The organism is Shewanella sp. GD04112 (assembly GCF_029835735.1).
GTDB lineage: Bacteria > Pseudomonadota > Gammaproteobacteria > Enterobacterales > Shewanellaceae > Shewanella.
Genome location: NZ_JAOEAL010000001.1, coordinates 437,797 through 454,257 on the forward strand (window position 1 = coordinate 437,797; position 16,461 = coordinate 454,257).

Genomic DNA, 16,461 nt, shown 5'->3' on the forward strand with positions numbered 1-16,461 from the left:
CCGCCTAATGGATTGCGGTTGATAGAAATTATAGGTTTACTGCCTGACGATAGCTTTGGTTAGCATGACCTTGTTCGCCAAGTTGCTCTTGAATACGTGCTAACGCCAGCCAAGAGTCTTTACTCGGAGCAAGACGACAAACATTCTGCCAGCGGATTTTGGCTTCTTTCATATCCCGGGTTTGTTGGTAGAGTAGCGCTAAACACCGTTGGTAATCAGCATTGTTCTCATGGGTGATTTCATGCTTGAGTAATTGCTTGCGGATCTCTTCGTCATGGGCGGTGACGATCTGTGGGATCACTTCTAACAGTGCAGACTCTGGCGAGCTACGTAGCTTTTTCGAGAGTAATTTAAGCGCTTGGTCTTTACGATTGAAGCGGCATAAGCCCATGGCATAAATCGCTAAAAACTCAGACTGGTTACGTTCATCGCGTGAAAGCCATTGCCAGCATTGTTCTAGGGCTTCTTCCCCTTTTAGACTCGCCGCTTTTAATAGGGCGCAATGGGTTTCAACATTCAGCGTATTTAACTTTGCATCCTCTAAGATCTGGCGTTTCTTCAGTATTGGGAGCAATAGCTTAAGCGCTTCCCAATCTTCCTGGGCGCGATATAACTCGAGGGCGAGTTTCAGCACAGGGGCTTTACTCTTGCTAGTTGGGGCTAACTTATCGAGCTCGGCTCTGGCTAAGGCTAATTCACCTTGTTTAAGTAAATAACGGGTACGAGTGGTTGCTACCGCATTGGCCGTCATAGGCTGCGCTTCTGCGCGGGCAAGATATTGATCTCGTTCGGCAATTTTATTTTGATGTTGAGCAGCACGTGCAGCGGCTAACAAATTTAATGCTGGCAGTTCACCGTTGTCGGCCCCTTTAATCATGGCGCGTTCTGCCGCAGGCCAATCTTCTTCGGCAATCGCGAGTGCGCCCATCAAAGTGTGTTTCTTGGCAGACCGGCGACGCCAATGCTGCGGGATAAAACGGCTACGAAGCAGCAGATTAATCACAGTGATCACTAACCATTCCAGCACTTGGAATAGCGCATAAAACACGATTAACATGACGATGCCAAAAACTAAACTGGTCTCAAGCTGGTAATCACCCGCGGCAATATACACATAGCCAGTATTGCCAACAATCCAGGGGCTGATACACAGGCCTAAAAGTATAATACCAAGAAATATTAATGCCTTAATCATAGCTGCGGTTCCTCTGAAGAGGTGAGTTCACCATAGCTGGTTAACTGTAATAACAGCGGTTTAGCGGCAAAGGATTTTAGCGTAATAGGGTCAAGATCGAGTGTTGCCAACTTGTCGATTTCGGCAATGGCCTCGCTAGTTTGATGCGCTTGAACATCAAAATAGGTTTGGATCCACTGGCGCGCCATCATCAGTGATTGATGATAAGCGGCTCTATCATAGCGATAGAGTGCCAGTTGTGATTGCAGCAGTTTATGGCGGATATTCTCAATCAAATACCATTGTTGCTCTGGAGCAAGTAGGGTTGGCGCATCGGCGGTGCGATGACGAATAGTAATAAAATCTTGAGTCAACGCCTTCCAGGTTTTACTCAGATTACTTTGCCAATCGTTAAGATCGCCGGAAATGGTCGTATCTTCAGCCGTGCTTGCTTCAGCATCGGCACGATTTAGCGGCAATTTGTCAAGTTGGTCTATTAAGGCATCGAGTGCTAATACACCACCTTCAATATCCAAACTCTTAATATTGGTGGTCGCCGCAATATCCTTTGCCAATGCCTTACGGATTGGCAGTAAGGCGGGGTTGTTCATCGCGGCAATAGTTTCATCTGCGGATTTTAATAAATCGGTTGCCGTACGTGGATCTTTTTCGAGCCAAAGCTTACGTCCAGCCATGTTTACTAGATATTCGGCTTCTGAGGCCATCCAGTGGGTTGGGCTGCGCTGGGCCAGTTTCTCTAGTCTGTCCTGTAACTGGTTTTGATCTGTGGCAAGCTTAGATAACTCTTGGAAGGTTTTTGCATCTGAGAGTTGTTGTTGCTCAAGTTGTGCAAGACGCTGATTTGGGACGAGTAAAGCCTGTTGCAACTGATCTTGCAGGGCTAGATTTTTCGTCTCTTGCAGTTGAAGCTGTTGCTGCATTTGTTGATATAGCAAATAGCCACCACCTATGGTGCAAACGGTCAAGCCTAAGGCCAGTAGTACACCAAAACGAATAGCCCATGAGCTACGATTCACTTGCACCACTTGGCGAGCAGCTTGGGTCGATTCGGGTTTACTGGCTTGCGACTTAGTGTCGGCAGGTTTGACTTCTTGTTCTTCAGGCTTGCTCGCCTGTGACTCAGAAGCTTGGTTGTGTGGTGCAGCGTCATCGGTATTGACCGATGTGGCGAGAACTGGGATAGCCTGTGACTCTGGGCTTTGGGCGTCGTGCTTGTTGTTATCCATTTAACAGTCCTTAAAATCATGCTACTGCCGAAATTCGAGTAAAATCGGGCTAAATAGCACTTAGAGTTTAAGGGCGTTTAGCACGGCTTTGCTGTTGGCGGCATTGGCATTGGTGACTTGGGTTATACCAAAGGCATGAGCTTGAGCTTCTACTCGGTTACTGGGGACTATGATATGACATGAGCGCAGCCATGCAAATAACTCTTTTGGCACTAGATTAATCAGATTATCCAGTACTTCACCACTCGTCACGACAATAGTATCTATCCCTAAGTCTCGCCAGTGTTGGCTAACCGCGGCGCCATCGAGTGGTGGGCAAGCGCGTTGATAGACTTCCCAATAGCGCAGCTTCGCGCCTCTGGCACTCAGTTGCTCAGCGAGGGCTTCACGACCACCGACACCACGAATGATAGTGATATGTTTGCCTTGGATATGTTGCAGTGCAGGCAATGTCAGCAAGCCTTCTGTTTGCTGACAATCATCCGGTGCTTCGAGAGCTTCAATTCCCTTCTCTTGCAGTGCTTCCCACGTAGCATGACCTACGGCGAAATAAGATACGCTTGGCCAGTCTTTAACTTGGGCTGTATCGACTTTAAACGCAGCATCAGCAAAGCTGACTGCATTGGCGCTGATACAGATAACCATATCGACATGGGCTAGGGGATGCGAAGAGTCAGGCGGCAGCGGAGGCGTGGCCTCAACGCAGAGCAGTGGCGTCACGCAGTGTTCGATGCCTCTTTCATTCAAGGCATCGACCATTGACTGATTGCGCCCCTCGGGGCGCGTCAGTAAGACTTTCATCGTCTTAGGCTTTGGCGTAAACAGCGTCGAGGATGCTTTTAGCGCCTTTGCTCAGTAGTTCTTCAGCAAGGGCAACACCGAGTTGCGTCGCTTCGGTCTTTGGACCTGTGATCACGCCTTCGATGATTTCGCTACCATCTGGATTACCAACGAGGCCGCGCAGTGTCATCTCATCACCATCGATTTCGGCAAAGGCGCCAATAGGAACTTGGCAACCACCTTCGAGGCGAGTATTCATGGCGCGTTCGGCAATAACTCGGTAGCGCGTTTCTAAGTGTTCTAATGGTGCCAATAATGCTTTAACGCGTTCATCGTTAGTGCGGCATTCAATACCGACAGCACCTTGACCGTTTGCGGGTAAGGATTCTTCCGCAGAAATAAAGCTGGCAATACGTTCTGATAATTTCAGGCGAATTAAACCCGCCGCAGCCAGGATAATCGCATCGTATTCGCCGTTATCGAGTTTCGCGAGGCGAGTACCCACGTTGCCACGCAGATCTTTGATAATCAGGTCTGGGCGTGAGGCGCGCAGTTGGCACTGACGGCGTAGGCTTGAGGTGCCTACCGTGGCACCGAGTGGCAGCTCACTGATTGACTTATAAAGGTTAGACACAAAGGCATCGCGTGGATCTTCGCGTTCACAAATCACTTCCAACCCTAAGCCTTCGGGGAAATCTACTGGCACGTCTTTCATCGAGTGTACGGCGATATCGGCTTGGTCTTCGAGCATAGCGACTTCGAGTTCTTTCACAAACAAGCCTTTACCACCAACTTTCGCTAATGGCGTGTCTAAGATAACATCGCCCTTAGTGCTCATTGGCAATAGCTCCACCACAATACCTGGGTGAACGCGTTCTAATTCTGCTTTAACAAATTCAGCTTGCCACATGGCCAGCGGACTCTTGCGGGTAGCGATACGTATGCGGTTTTCAGACATGCCTAGTTTCCATCCGAGATCTTAGTTGCGCCAATGCTAACATTGGCTATTCGTGAATGTAAGGAAGGCGTATCGATTCTTTGAAGTCGGCGGCGTTCTAAATTGGCTTAAAGTGTGACGAACTTCTCATTTGGTTGCTCAACTTTGCAAAAGTGTTAACATGAGCACACTTCTTACTCGTGCTTAAGTGTCGTGTTCTTGGATGGATCAGCAAGGTCAATTTCCTGATATTGCAGAAAGACTTAATCAAGTTCGTATCGCACGAGCTTTAGCCTTGTTGTCGCCGCTTCAAAAGCATTTGTTCCGTTTGATCCCCTTCCTTATTCAGCAAAATAGCGTCCAGTATCCTGGCTTTGTCGATGCCGACACACCGTGTGGGATCCAAGGTTATCGTCATGATTCACTTGAGGCGCAGGCCTGCGATGTATTTAAGCTCCCCTTTATTGCTAATGAGGTTGAAAATCCAGCCTTTGAAGGCGTTTACGCTATGGGTAGCACGGCCAGTTTTGGCCAGAATGCCAAGAGTGATGTGGATGTATGGCTAGTGCACCATGCACAGCTGTGTGATGAGGACTTAGCCTTAATCAAATTAAAAGCCGAGCGTTTAACCGCTTGGTTTGCCGAATATCAATTTGAGGTGAACTTTTACTTAGTTCACCCGCTGCAATTTTCTGGCGATAAATCGCAGCGTTCCGGTTGCCAATCGTCGATGGCCCATGAGCACAGCGGTAGTACGCAACATTGGTTATTGCTTGAGGAGTTTTATCGCAGCCAAATTCGGTTAGCGGGTAAAACCATCGCATGGTGGCCCGATGCCAAGCTTAATCCTGAGCTGTTGTACCTAGGTAATGTGCACGAGCTGCCGGCGAGTGAGTACTTTGGGGCGTCGCTGTGGCAGCTCTATAAAGGCCTTAATAAACCCCATAAGGCGTTGATAAAAGTACTGCTACTGGAAGCCTATGCGAGTGAATATCCCCATTCGCAACTGTTGTGCGACAGGTTGTGGCAAAAGACCTTAGCGGGGGATTTTTCCACCTCTAATGATGCTTATTACGCGATTTATGAGGTCATCGAAGCCTATCTGTTAAAGCAGAATGATAATCGTCGACTCGAGATTGTGCGCCGCTGTTTTTATCTCAAATGTGGTGTGTATTTGAGCGTCGCGGACCAAGGCAAAGACTGGCGCTACGCCAAAATGCAAAAGCTAGTGCAAGAATGGCAGTGGCCCGACAGCTTAATTTCGACCTTAGATGACTGTGAGCATTGGCACAGCGGACAATTGAACTGGTTCAATGAACAGCTTAACGAGTTGCTGCTGGCGAGTTACCAAACGCTGCTGCGCTTCGCCTCGACCCATGAGTTAAATGAGGGACTCAGGATTGAAGAGCTGGGGATGCTCACCCGCAAGTTGCACACTTACTTCAGCCAAGATGAAGATCAAATCGCTAAGTTAAATCTGCTTTGGAGTCGCTCGGTCGCCGAATCTGAAGTGACCATGGTGTCTAGCACTAAGGAAAACCAATATTACCTTTATCGCCAGGGGCCAAAGCCGCAAAATCTGTTGGGCGAATCGGCGATATGTAAGGGGAAAACTCCCTCGGCATTGATGATCTGGGCCTGCTTGAACGGCGTGTCGACGCCAGAAACCAAATGGTATGAGTTTGGCCAGAGTAAGGTTAAGTCTCGGCGCCTAACCGAGGCGGCGCGGCGGCTCTTGAACTTTATCGACCACGACTGGCGGGTATCGAAACTTGACCTATGCCAGCCTTGGCATTTTAGAAAGCTGATTTTTGTTCTTAATCTCGACTGCGACCCTACCGTCCACTGGCATGGGCAAGAGATGATGGTCGATGTGATGAATGCCAACGTGTTTTCATTGGGCCGTAAGAAGGAAAATATGCTCGGCGCCCTCGATGCCATCTGTCTCAATAGTTGGGGAGAGTGGCAATGCCACCGTTTTGAGGGCGAAACCGCAGTATTGCAGGCGCTATCGTTTGTCACGCCGGGATTAAGGAGAGCGACCCATCCGGTGGATATGGATGTGATTAGCTGCTCACAAAAACTCAGGCCTCAGCTTAAGTTAGCGGTGAAAAACCTGCTGAAACAAACCGTGCGCCTATGTCAGCAGGTGCAACAATCGAGCACTTTAGTGCAGCCGCTGCAAATCAGTCATACCCGTTATGGGATTTTCTTTAACCCATTAGGGATGGCGTATCAGGACTTGAGCGATGCAAAATCCTTCTATCAGCAGCTGTCACGCAGTCATCTGGTGCAATTGCCTCGGCCCGAGTTGGGCGACGATCCCTTTTCGAGTATGCCGAAAATTATTCAGAACTTTGCGGCTAAAGGAGCGATTCAATATTTCCTGCGCCAGCGGCCCGAAAGTCTGGATGTGTTTATTCTCGATGAAGATAATCAGCTCAGCCATTATGTGCAGCCTGGCTCGAATATGATGGAGTTGGTCAACAAAGTGAGTCATCACTATGTATTTGATGAGTATTATGCTTCGAAGGCGAGGTTTAACATTCCGCAGTTTTTCCATCTAGTGCGGGTTGCGGGCGAGTTGACTGTCATGCCCTTTGGGGTCGATATCAATAACGCTAACGTGGAGTTTTAAGCGGGAATCGCTCCCGCTTGTTAAAGCTGCACGCGCTTATTAGAAGCTCAGTGCGATACCGCTCTGGCGAAGGATTGAGTCCTGTACAAAGGGCATAAACTCGCCACCATTACGGCCATCAATCCATTTACCATCAACAAAACCAAAGTGATAGCCACCGAAACGGGTCGCAACCCAAATCTCATGCAAAGGCTCTTGTTTGTTGATAACAATTTTCGAACCATCGACAAATTCCAGCTGTAACACGTTACCGCTGGCATCAATATCGACATCGGCGTCTTGTTCATCAATTGCGGTTTCGATAGCGGTCTCTATCGCTTGGAACATGTCATCGGCGAGCTGGTGAAATTCTGTATCTGTCATGGCCATGCATTTCTCTCCTTTGCTTTCGTCAAGATGGGTGCGATTATAAGGCTATTAGTCACCAGATGCACAGATGTTGAGAAAAATGAGACTGTTTTTATTGTTATTGCTTGGTAGCCTATTCATTACAGCATGCGGTCAAAAAGGCCCCCTGTATAAATCCTCTCCCGCAGAGGTGAGTCAGCCTACAGAAATTAAGGCGCCGAAGAGTGAAGCGACCCCTGCCGACCCGGCGGAGCCTCAAGCTGAAACTGAAAAAACACAATAATAATCAGCATAATTACAACAAAGCGCAGTAAGGAATCGGACATTGGATCACTTTCTCTACCAAGACAATACCCTGTACGCCGAAGGCTGTCGGGTCAATGATTTAGCCCAGCAGTATGGCACGCCACTGTATATCTATTCCCGTGCGACGCTCGAACGTCACTGGCATGCGTTTAACAATGCGGTGGCCGACTATCCACATTTAGTATGTTACGCGGTGAAAGCCAACTCTAACTTAGCCGTGCTAAACGTCTTGGCTCGTTTAGGCAGTGGTTTTGATATTGTCTCGGGCGGTGAGTTAGCGCGGGTGATTGAAGCCGGTGGCGACCCGGCCAAAGTGGTATTTTCGGGCGTGGGTAAAACCGTTGCCGAAATGGAACAGGCACTTAACCTCGGTATTTATTGCTTTAATGTCGAATCGAGCGCCGAGCTTGAACAGTTAAATCAGGTTGCAGGCCGCTTAGGTAAAGTTGCTCCCGTGTCACTGCGGGTGAATCCCGATGTCGATGCCGGTACGCATCCTTATATTTCGACGGGTCTTAAAGAGAACAAATTTGGTATCGCCATGGATGAGGCTGAAGTCGTATTCGCCCGTGCCCATGCGCTACCACATTTGCAGGTAAAAGGGGTCGATTGCCATATCGGTTCACAACTGACAGAGATCCAACCTTTCCTCGATGCGATGGACAGAATGTTGGCCCTTATCGACCGTCTGGCCGAGCAAGGCATTGTGATTGAACACTTCGATGTGGGTGGTGGTTTAGGGGTGACCTATGACGATGAAACTCCGCCGCATCCTGATGTTTACGCCGCAGCCCTGCTCGCACGTTTAGGCGATCGCAAGCTCAAGTTAATTTTCGAGCCGGGTCGCGCCATTGCCGCTAACGCGGGCATTTTCGTCACTCAGGTGCTGTACCTTAAAGAAAACAGCGATAAACGTTTTGCGATTGTCGACGGCGCGATGAACGACTTAATTCGCCCCGCACTCTATAGCGCTTGGCAAAATATCATTCCGGTAAATCCAAGGGATGAACAAGCGCAAGTATTTGATATCGTAGGGCCAGTGTGCGAAACCGGTGACTTTTTAGGTAAAGACAGAGCTCTCGCGATTGCGGCAGGGGATTTATTGGTTGTGCGCTCGAGCGGTGCCTACGGTTTTGCCATGGCCTCTAACTATAACACTCGTCCCCGTGCGGCCGAGGTGATGGTCGATGGTGACAAGGCTTATCTGGTGCGTGAGCGAGAAAAATTAGCGCAGCTCTGGCAAGGTGAGCAACTCCTGCCGTAAACTAGAAAATTATATTGATTCAGGCGCTTGGCTAGTTAATGGCGGCGCCTAGGCTTAAAGGATAAGTATCTTGATCCAATTCACTAAGATGCACGGACTGGGCAACGATTTTATGGTGGTCGATGGTGTCACGCAGAACGTGTTCTTTTCGCCTGAGCAGATCCGCCGTTTAGCCGACCGTAACTTTGGTGTCGGTTTCGATCAACTTTTGCTGGTTGAGCCGCCCTATGATCCCGATTTGGATTTTCACTATCGTATCTTTAATGCCGACGGTGGTGAGGTCGAAAACTGCGGCAATGGCGCCCGTTGTTTTGCGCGCTTTGTTCGTAATAAGGGTCTGACAAATAAGAATAAAATTCGTGTAAGCACCTCTGCGGGTAAGATGACTCTTCGCCTCGAACGTGACGGCACTGTCACTGTGAATATGGGCGTGCCTGTGCTCGATCCTAGCCAAATTCCTTTCAAAGCCAAGAAGGCCGAAAAAACCTATCTGCTGCAAACGTCGCAACAAACCTTTTTATGTGGTGCGGCGTCCATGGGCAACCCCCACTGCGTGCTCGATGTGGAAGATGTTGCTAACGCGAATGTCGCCGAGGTTGGTGCACTGCTCACTAAGCATGAGCGTTTTCCGCGCGGGGTAAACGTCGGCTTTATGCAGGTGGTGAACTCGGGCCATATCAAGCTTAGAGTTTACGAGCGTGGTGCGGCCGAGACCTTAGCCTGTGGCACTGGTGCTTGTGCCGCAGTGGTGGTAGGGCAAATCCAAGGCAAACTCGACCAACAGGTACGTGTCGACTTGCCGGGGGGCACCTTAACCATCAATTGGGAAGGTGAAGGCAAACCCCTGTGGATGACGGGGCCAGCGCAGCACGTTTACGATGGACAAATTCAGTTATGACCGAGCCTTTGATGCCGCAGACCGATCTTCCCTTCGATGAGTTGATTATTCGCGAGTACCTACTCGATAACCCAGACTTTTTTAATCGTTATCCCGAGCTGTTACTTGCGATGCGTTTACCCCATTCGGAGCGCGGCGCGATTTCCTTGGTCGAGCGTCGTCAAGAGTTACTGCGCCAACGGGTTGGGCAACTCGAAGAAGAAATCACCAGTCTGCTGGCGATGGCAGCGCGCAATGAAAAGATATTCCTCTTTAATACCGAGCTGTCTTTTAAGTTACTCAATTGCGTTAATTTAGAAGCCCTTAAAGAAGTGCTGGCCGATAGTTTAAAGACGCAGTTTAATTTTACCCATGTGCGCCTGATCAGCGTGTTAGATGCCGATGTGGAGATGCAAGCGATTTGGGCACAGCGTCTGCGTAAGGATTACTACTTTGGCCGCTTAACTCAGCAGGAAGCGAAACGCCTGTTTGGTAGCGAAGTGGGCTCAGTCGCGTTAGTGAAGTTAGCCGATCAGATCCCGATGATTTTTGCCGTTGCTAGCCAAGATGCGGCGCATTTTCATCCGGATATGGACAATATGTTGCTCGAACAATTGCGCCGATTACTCGCACATATGCTGGCCAAGCTTTAAGGTACATGGTTCGCCTTGCCTCAATTCCATAATGATGAGGAGCTGGAGATGACCCCGCAGTGTCAGTCCTATTTGCAGCAGTTTGAAACCTATATGCAGTCAGAGCGCCAGTTATCGGCGCATACGGTTCGCAATTATATGTACGAGTTGCAGCGGGGGAGTGAGTTACTGCCCGAGGGCGTTGATTTGCTCAATGTGGGTCGTGAGCATTGGCAACAGGTGCTGGCTAAGCTGCACCGCAAGGGCTTGAGCCCGCGCTCGCTATCATTGTGGTTGTCGGCCATCAAACAGTGGGGAGAGTTTTTATTGCGCACAGGCGTGATTGAACTCAATCCCGCCAAGGGCCTGAGCGCACCCAAACAGGCCAAACCGTTACCTAAGAATATCGACGTCGATTCTATCTCGCATCTGCTCGCGATTGAGGGTAATGATCCGCTAACCCTGCGTGATAAAGCCATTATGGAGCTGTTCTACTCCAGCGGGTTGCGTTTGGCGGAACTGGCGGCACTGGATTTATCCAGTGTGCAGTACGACCAGTATGAAGTGCGCGTGTTAGGCAAAGGCAACAAAGAGCGCATCGTTCCCGTTGGGCGTTACGCCATAGAGGCCATCGGTGCTTGGCTTAAGTGTCGTAAACAAATTTCCTGTGAAGATAACGCATTGTTTGTCACAGAGAAGGGCAAGCGTTTATCCCATCGCAGCATTCAGGCGCGGATGAGCAAGTGGGGTCAGGAGCAGGCGCTTTCTATGCGGGTGCATCCCCATAAGCTACGCCATTCCTTTGCGACGCACATGCTGGAATCCAGTGCAGATTTACGGGCGGTGCAGGAATTATTGGGCCACGAAAACCTGTCGACCACGCAAATTTATACCAGTTTAGATTTCCAACACTTAGCTAAGGTGTATGATAACGCCCATCCTAGAGCGAAAAAACAACAGGATAAATAATGCGTTGTTATCTTAGACCCCAGAATATCCGTGCGATCAGCTTCGATCTCGACGATACCCTATACGATAACGAGCCTCATATTCTGAATGCCGAAGCCGAGCTAACGCAGTTTTTGCATCAGGCTTTTCCGCTGACTCAGGCTTGGCAACCGCAGCAATGGCGACTGCTCAAGTTGCAACTGATACAGCAAAATCCGGCCCTTGCCCATGACACCTCTGCGGCGCGAATTGCGACCCTGCACAAAGGCCTTTTACTGCTCGGTTATAGTGAACCTGAGGCAAAACGGGGCGCGCAGGAAGGTTTGGATTGTTTCTATTTTCATCGCAGCCATTTTCAGGTTTCCGACGAAGTCTTGGCGCTGCTCACGCGCTTATCGGCCCATTTTCGGTTGATTGGTATCACCAATGGTAATGTGGACGCACAACGCATTGGCTTGAGTGACGTGTTCGAATTTGTGCTGCATCCTGGTAGTGGTGTGCGGATGAAGCCTGCTAAAGATATGTTTTCACAGGCCTGTGAAAGGCTGGATATAGGCTTAGACGAACTGCTGCACGTGGGTGATAGTATGAATGCTGATGTTCGCGGTGCGCGCTTAGCGGGCTGCCAGTCGGTCTGGCTGAATCCGAGTTTTGGTCGCGTGGCGTCGCTGCCGATAGCAGCCCTATTACCCCATATGGAAATTGCGACCCTCGATGCTCTGCTGGAGATCTTGCTGCCTTAATTTGGTTTAGGAAAGTTGAGCTAAGTTATCCACTGAATTAAGCGATAGCTTAAGGTGATAAGGATCAAAGATTGCTTCACGGCTTTGCCGTAGAGTGTTCGATATCTTTCACTCGGTTGTTACGCCATCACTGTCAAGGAACTGCTATGGTGCGTTTAAGTCTGTTGCTCCTCTTGAGTCTATCGTTTATTGCCCCTGCGTCGGCGCACGAAATCCACTCCGGTGGTGGTTTTATGGCGGGCTTTAACCATCCCGTTTTGGGCTTTGATCATCTCCTTGCCATGTTGAGTGTGGGTATGCTCAGTACTCAATTGGGCGGCCGAGCCATTTGGACTGTGCCCTTAGCCTTTGTGTGTTTTATGTTGGTCGGTGGCATTTTAGGCCTGTATGCGATTCCGGTGCCCTTTGTCGAAATTGGCATTGCGCTATCTGTCTTATTGCTTGGGCTAGCGATAGCTTTTGACCGCCAACTTCCGCTGTTGTTTGCCATGGCCTTTGTGGGCGTGTTTGCGATTTTCCACGGCCATGCCCATGGGATGGAAATGCCCGAACTCGCCAGTCCCATACTCTATGCCTTCGGTTTCTTGTTTGGCACTGCGGTCATTCATCTTGGTGGGGTCATGTTAGGATTAGGCATGCAGCGCCTGACGGGCCAGCGCCGCTTAATGCGGGTATCGGGCGTAGCGATTGCCGCTATGGGTGGATATTTACTCGCTGGCTTTTAATGGCTTAACGCGCCTTGAGTTGCTTAGTGCAATGATGGGCGCGGCGCAGCATTTGTGTGACCTGTCTTCGGCTGGCGTGCATGTCGGCATCTCCAACGCGAAAATAAGTCCCAGTATAAGGATCTGTGCCGATAAACACGGGCTTAAGGTGCTCTGGTGCGAGTGGCACGCGAATCCTTATCAGCTTTTTATTCATAATTTCAATTAGCTGCACATCAGAAATCGCCAGGATATTATGGCTGGTGCGGCTTGGATCATCGAGGATTTCCCAAAATTCCTGCAACACGGGCAGGGGATTCGGAATGCCTTCAATGGTGAAATGACCATGTTCTTCACGCACCCCGAGGATAATCTCGCCACCTAAGGTGTTAGCGAAGGAGCTATAGGTCGCCCAAATATCTTCTGGGAGCTGACCTTGACCATCGCGGCCCCGCGCGAGTTTGAACTCCACTTGGGCGGACTCATGAAGTGAACCAATATCATCGAGTGCGAATGTTGGGTATGTCATGGCGGCGGCTCCTTGCGTAGCACACCACTTTTTGTAACACGCCAAAATAACAAAGGCCAGCAGTTGTGCTGGCCTTTGTTGTGAATCAGCAGTCTGTACTAGGCGAGTTGTAGCGCCTTAGGGAAGAGAATGTTGTTCTCTAAATGGATGTGTCGGTGCAAGTCTGCCTCAAATTCGACCAGAGTCGCGTAACAAACGCGCCATGTGGTGCAGGCGTATTCCGGCGGCGTAAAGTCATTGGTTAACTCGTGTAGCTTTTGCAAAATTTGCCCAGCTTCTTCGTGCTCGTATTGCATCGCATTGATGGGGTTGCCTATATGCCCAAAACAACCTTGCACTTGTTCACCTTGGCTCATGGCGCGGATCGCGGGGAAAAGGATCTTTTCTTCCTTCATCAAATGCGGCATTAAGTCTTCAATTAAGGCGCGCACCCAGCCAGCGAAAGGAATAATCTCGGCATAATGCTCACCATGGGCGCGTACCATTTTCTCTGAATATTCGAGCAATAACGGCGCCTTAGCGCGAACATATTGATGGTGGGTGCGCTCGATATAATCGATCAACTGGTCGAGTGGCAATTGATTGAGTTCATCTTCTTTGGCTCCCGAGTGGGAAACGGCCTCCAGTGCGGCGACGACTTGCTCAGGATTGGCCTCTGCTCGCTCGCAGGCATTGGCGAGTGCTCGACCACCCCCGCAGCAGAAATCGATACCAAATTGGCTAAACACGTGGGCGCGGCGAAAATCTTCTGCGACCAATTCCCCCACTTTGCGTTCAAGCCATGGGGTGATTGAGGCTGACTGTGCTTCAACTGGGTTTTCGGATGAGAGATGGGCAGATAACATAGCAACACTCCAAAGCGAGAATAATTTTACATGCATAATATTTGCAGCTTTATATTGGCGCAATAAATCCTGACTAAATTAGTCGGGCATATCACATTTCATGCTGTGAAATATCTCTAAGGGAGTAGCAAAGTTGCCTTAAGGTCAGCACAATTCAATTACTTTGCTGTGGCGGGGAATGGTCGCTAATAAAGCAAAAAGGCGAGTCATTGCTGACTCGCCTTTTCAATACAACAGCTTAATCCTTGCGGATTAGTTCATGCCGTATTAACTAAATAGTCGTTTTCTATTGTTTTTGGTTTGTTAGGTTTGAAACTATAAGTGCATGTAATTGTGATTGTTTGGTGGGTTTTTGTGCGGGTTTGTATTGGTGTTGACTCATTCTTATGGTTAACTAGGGGTACATATGGGGGTACATATGTGGGTGCGTGTTGGTGTGCATATTCTGGGTCGGATAGAGCCTATTTAAGGAGCTTTTTTCGAAAGAGATTTGTAGGTTGATATTTACCCTGAAATTTAAGCTAATAATTAAGAGTCATTGATGAAGCTTTACGACAAAAATATTCGAGCGGTTTTAAATAAAAATCACCCCAAAGCATTTGAGCTTTCAGATGGTAGAGGGCTAGGGGCGAGAGTGAGCCCCTTAGGTAAAGTTCGTTGGCAATATAGGTACAAAATTGATGGCAAAAATTACAGGATGGATTTAGGAGACTATCCAGAATTATCTTTAGTTAAAGCTAGGGAGATGGCACATCAATGTCGTGAATGGTTAGCGAATGGAAAAGATCCTAAAATCCAACGCTCTATTGGACGAGAAAAATCATTTAATCCCATCACTGTTAAAGATGCGCTTGAGTATTGGTATACGGAACAAGCTGTTACTCGTAGGAAAAACCATGAAAAGCATCGGGCACAATTTGTTAAGCATATCTATCCGTATATAGGGCATTTGCCTATAACAGATTTGGAAACAAGACATTGGATTGAATGCTTTGATCGTATAAGTAAAGGTATTCCGAGTAAGCAACGTCCGGCACCGGTTGCCTCGGGCTATGTTCTGCAGAACATCAAACAGGCTTTGATTTTTTGTAAAAATAGGCAATTTGTGCACACTACTGCGTTGGACTCCTTAACAATTCAAGATGTGGGGAGAAAGCAAAATAAAAGGGATAGAGTTCTCAGTCAGCGTGAACTAGCTGATTTCATCAAACTCCTTAATTCCGATGTATTACCAGAGTATTACGGCAACTTATTTAAACTATTGGTTATTTTTGGTGCTAGAACCCATGAAGTTAGGGAGTCTACTTGGTCACAATGGGATTTCGAGGAAGGATTATGGACTGTTCACTCGCGGGAGAATAAAAACAAAATGGTCAAGATCGTTAGGCCAATTCCTGATGACTTGAAAGAGTTCATGGTGAAACTGAAAGGCAATGGTAAATCTAGTGATCTCATTCTTGGAAAGTTTAAAGAAGATGCGACTGTCAGCGCTTATGGTGGCTCTTTATGGAAGAAACTAGGACATTCTGAAAAGTGGACTTTGCATGATTTACGTCGAGTTATCTCAACCTACATGAATGACTTAGGCGTTGCCCCTTACGTTGTTGAGCAGCTATTAGGGCATAAATTGGGTGGGGTTATGGCTATTTATAATCGCAGCCAATATATCCCCGAGAAAAAGATAGCCTTAGATATGTGGGTTGAACGTTTAAAATTGCTGGTGGATAAGCCTGATAATGTGTCCATTTTGAAACGGAAAGCATAAATATTAATCTGTTACGCCCCAACTTATTATTGAGAGGTTTTATGTTTTTGTTAACGAAATCCCGATACCGAATGTGGTGGTCATTCGAAGGAGTGGCCACCCGAATAGTTAGTCCAGTTCGGGAGTATGAAAGTGAAAATTTCGAAGCGTGCAATTCGTCGCCATCATAATGTGCGTCTCAAAAAATATAGGGCTATTTATTGGGGAGGTAGGCCAAAACAATCAACCCAATTTCTTGGGATTTGTTTGGGGACTCCATGTATTTGCTCCTGCTATATGTGTGGTAATCAACGCTACTACTGGGGGGCTAGCTTTCAAGAGCAAAGGCAAAAACTAAAGTATTCATAGCGCAAGCTTTTATCTGCCAGCAGTAAGTTATCAATGTTAGAGGTGAACACATGATCATTGACGCGCTAGGTTTAACAGAGCACATCATTATAACTGTAGATACCGAAGAGGCATTTAAGATTGCGCCATATCGAGCGCAAGATCCTAAGATAGACGCTATGTTGAAGCGAGTTATGATTGGTGGCTGTGATGTTTACGGTATAAGCATGATTGGTAACGGTAAAGCTTCACCATGGGCAATTATCAATCGATTACGTGAGCTTGGTTATGATGTTGAAGCTCAGGGATACGTAGAGCCCATAATAGATGAAGATGATGAGTTGCCTGAAGGGTTGGTGTTTTAGTTAAGATTGAACGAAGACCACTTTGCGGTGGT

Annotated in this window: 17 protein-coding genes; 10 read left to right on the plus strand and 7 right to left on the minus strand. The window is 48.3% G+C overall.

Annotation, left to right across the window (positions count from 1 at the left end; all coding sequences use genetic code 11):
* Positions 1-28 precede the first annotated feature (28 nt).
* The 4 genes from N7386_RS01990 to hemC are packed head-to-tail and all read right to left on the minus strand — an operon-like array spanning position 29 to position 4,159.
* A complete protein-coding gene (locus N7386_RS01990; protein WP_055648790.1) occupies positions 29-1,195 on the minus strand; it encodes a heme biosynthesis HemY N-terminal domain-containing protein in 1,167 nt (388 codons plus the stop codon).
* On the minus strand, positions 1,192-2,421 hold the full coding sequence (locus tag N7386_RS01995) for a uroporphyrinogen-III C-methyltransferase (RefSeq protein ID WP_279766888.1): 1,230 nt from the start codon (positions 2,419-2,421) through the stop codon (positions 1,192-1,194). The genes N7386_RS01990 and N7386_RS01995 overlap by 4 nt, the downstream gene beginning before the upstream one ends.
* 60 nt (positions 2,422-2,481) lie before the next feature.
* Positions 2,482-3,222 carry a uroporphyrinogen-III synthase gene (locus N7386_RS02000; RefSeq protein ID WP_144346645.1) on the minus strand — a complete coding sequence of 247 codons (741 nt, stop codon included), beginning with the start codon at positions 3,220-3,222 and terminating at the stop codon, positions 2,482-2,484.
* 4 nt (positions 3,223-3,226) lie between these two features.
* On the minus strand, positions 3,227-4,159 hold the full coding sequence (gene hemC / locus N7386_RS02005) for a hydroxymethylbilane synthase (protein WP_037430190.1): 933 nt from the start codon (positions 4,157-4,159) through the stop codon (positions 3,227-3,229).
* Positions 4,160-4,361: 202 nt separating this feature from the next.
* Between hemC and N7386_RS02010 the strand changes: the two genes are divergently transcribed.
* Positions 4,362-6,776, plus strand: a complete 2,415-nt coding sequence (locus N7386_RS02010) for a class I adenylate cyclase (RefSeq protein ID WP_279766889.1) — start codon at positions 4,362-4,364, stop codon at positions 6,774-6,776.
* A gap of 39 nt (positions 6,777-6,815) precedes the next feature.
* Here the strand turns inward: N7386_RS02010 and cyaY are convergent, their stop codons facing one another.
* The gene (gene cyaY / locus N7386_RS02015) at positions 6,816-7,145 is read right to left on the minus strand and encodes an iron donor protein CyaY (RefSeq protein WP_011621196.1); all 330 of its coding nucleotides are present in this window, start codon (positions 7,143-7,145) and stop codon (positions 6,816-6,818) included.
* Positions 7,146-7,212: 67 nt separating this feature from the next.
* On the opposite strand from cyaY, the gene N7386_RS02020 reads away from it, so the two are divergent.
* From N7386_RS02020 to N7386_RS02050, 7 genes are all read left to right on the plus strand, one after another.
* Complete coding sequence (locus N7386_RS02020; protein WP_011627406.1) at positions 7,213-7,407, plus strand: lipoprotein; 195 nt, start codon at positions 7,213-7,215, stop codon at positions 7,405-7,407.
* Positions 7,408-7,449: 42 nt separating this feature from the next.
* Positions 7,450-8,694 carry a diaminopimelate decarboxylase gene (gene lysA, locus N7386_RS02025; protein ID WP_086903860.1) on the plus strand — a complete coding sequence of 415 codons (1,245 nt, stop codon included), beginning with the start codon at positions 7,450-7,452 and terminating at the stop codon, positions 8,692-8,694.
* 70 nt (positions 8,695-8,764) lie between these two features.
* The gene (gene dapF, locus N7386_RS02030) at positions 8,765-9,592 is read left to right on the plus strand and encodes a diaminopimelate epimerase (protein ID WP_086903861.1); all 828 of its coding nucleotides are present in this window, start codon (positions 8,765-8,767) and stop codon (positions 9,590-9,592) included.
* A complete protein-coding gene (locus N7386_RS02035) occupies positions 9,589-10,224 on the plus strand; it encodes a DUF484 family protein (RefSeq protein WP_279766890.1) in 636 nt (211 codons plus the stop codon). The genes dapF and N7386_RS02035 overlap by 4 nt, the downstream gene beginning before the upstream one ends.
* Positions 10,225-10,272: 48 nt before the next feature.
* Positions 10,273-11,172 (plus strand): tyrosine recombinase XerC, encoded by a 900-nt coding sequence (gene xerC, locus N7386_RS02040; protein ID WP_279766892.1) that lies wholly within the window; start codon positions 10,273-10,275, stop codon positions 11,170-11,172.
* Complete coding sequence (locus tag N7386_RS02045) at positions 11,172-11,894, plus strand: HAD-IA family hydrolase (protein WP_279766893.1); 723 nt, start codon at positions 11,172-11,174, stop codon at positions 11,892-11,894. The genes xerC and N7386_RS02045 overlap by 1 nt, the downstream gene beginning before the upstream one ends.
* 146 nt (positions 11,895-12,040) lie before the next feature.
* Positions 12,041-12,619, plus strand: coding sequence for a HupE/UreJ family protein (locus tag N7386_RS02050; RefSeq protein ID WP_011715617.1), 579 nt, complete (start codon positions 12,041-12,043; stop codon positions 12,617-12,619).
* A 4-nt stretch (positions 12,620-12,623) separates the two neighbouring features.
* On the opposite strand, the gene N7386_RS02055 is transcribed toward N7386_RS02050, so the two are convergent.
* Complete coding sequence (locus tag N7386_RS02055) at positions 12,624-13,127, minus strand: ATP-binding protein (RefSeq protein ID WP_109286796.1); 504 nt, start codon at positions 13,125-13,127, stop codon at positions 12,624-12,626.
* Between the two features lie 98 nt (positions 13,128-13,225).
* The gene (ric, locus tag N7386_RS02060) at positions 13,226-13,972 is read right to left on the minus strand and encodes an iron-sulfur cluster repair di-iron protein (protein ID WP_279766895.1); all 747 of its coding nucleotides are present in this window, start codon (positions 13,970-13,972) and stop codon (positions 13,226-13,228) included.
* Between the two features lie 541 nt (positions 13,973-14,513).
* Here ric and N7386_RS02065 point away from each other — a divergent pair.
* Both N7386_RS02065 and N7386_RS02070 read left to right on the plus strand, forming a co-directional pair.
* Complete coding sequence (locus N7386_RS02065; RefSeq protein WP_220054491.1) at positions 14,514-15,737, plus strand: site-specific integrase; 1,224 nt, start codon at positions 14,514-14,516, stop codon at positions 15,735-15,737.
* 398 nt (positions 15,738-16,135) lie between these two features.
* Positions 16,136-16,429: a hypothetical protein gene (locus tag N7386_RS02070; RefSeq protein ID WP_279766896.1), complete on the plus strand. Its 294-nt coding sequence runs from the start codon at positions 16,136-16,138 to the stop codon at positions 16,427-16,429.
* Positions 16,430-16,461: the final 32 nt, after the last annotated feature.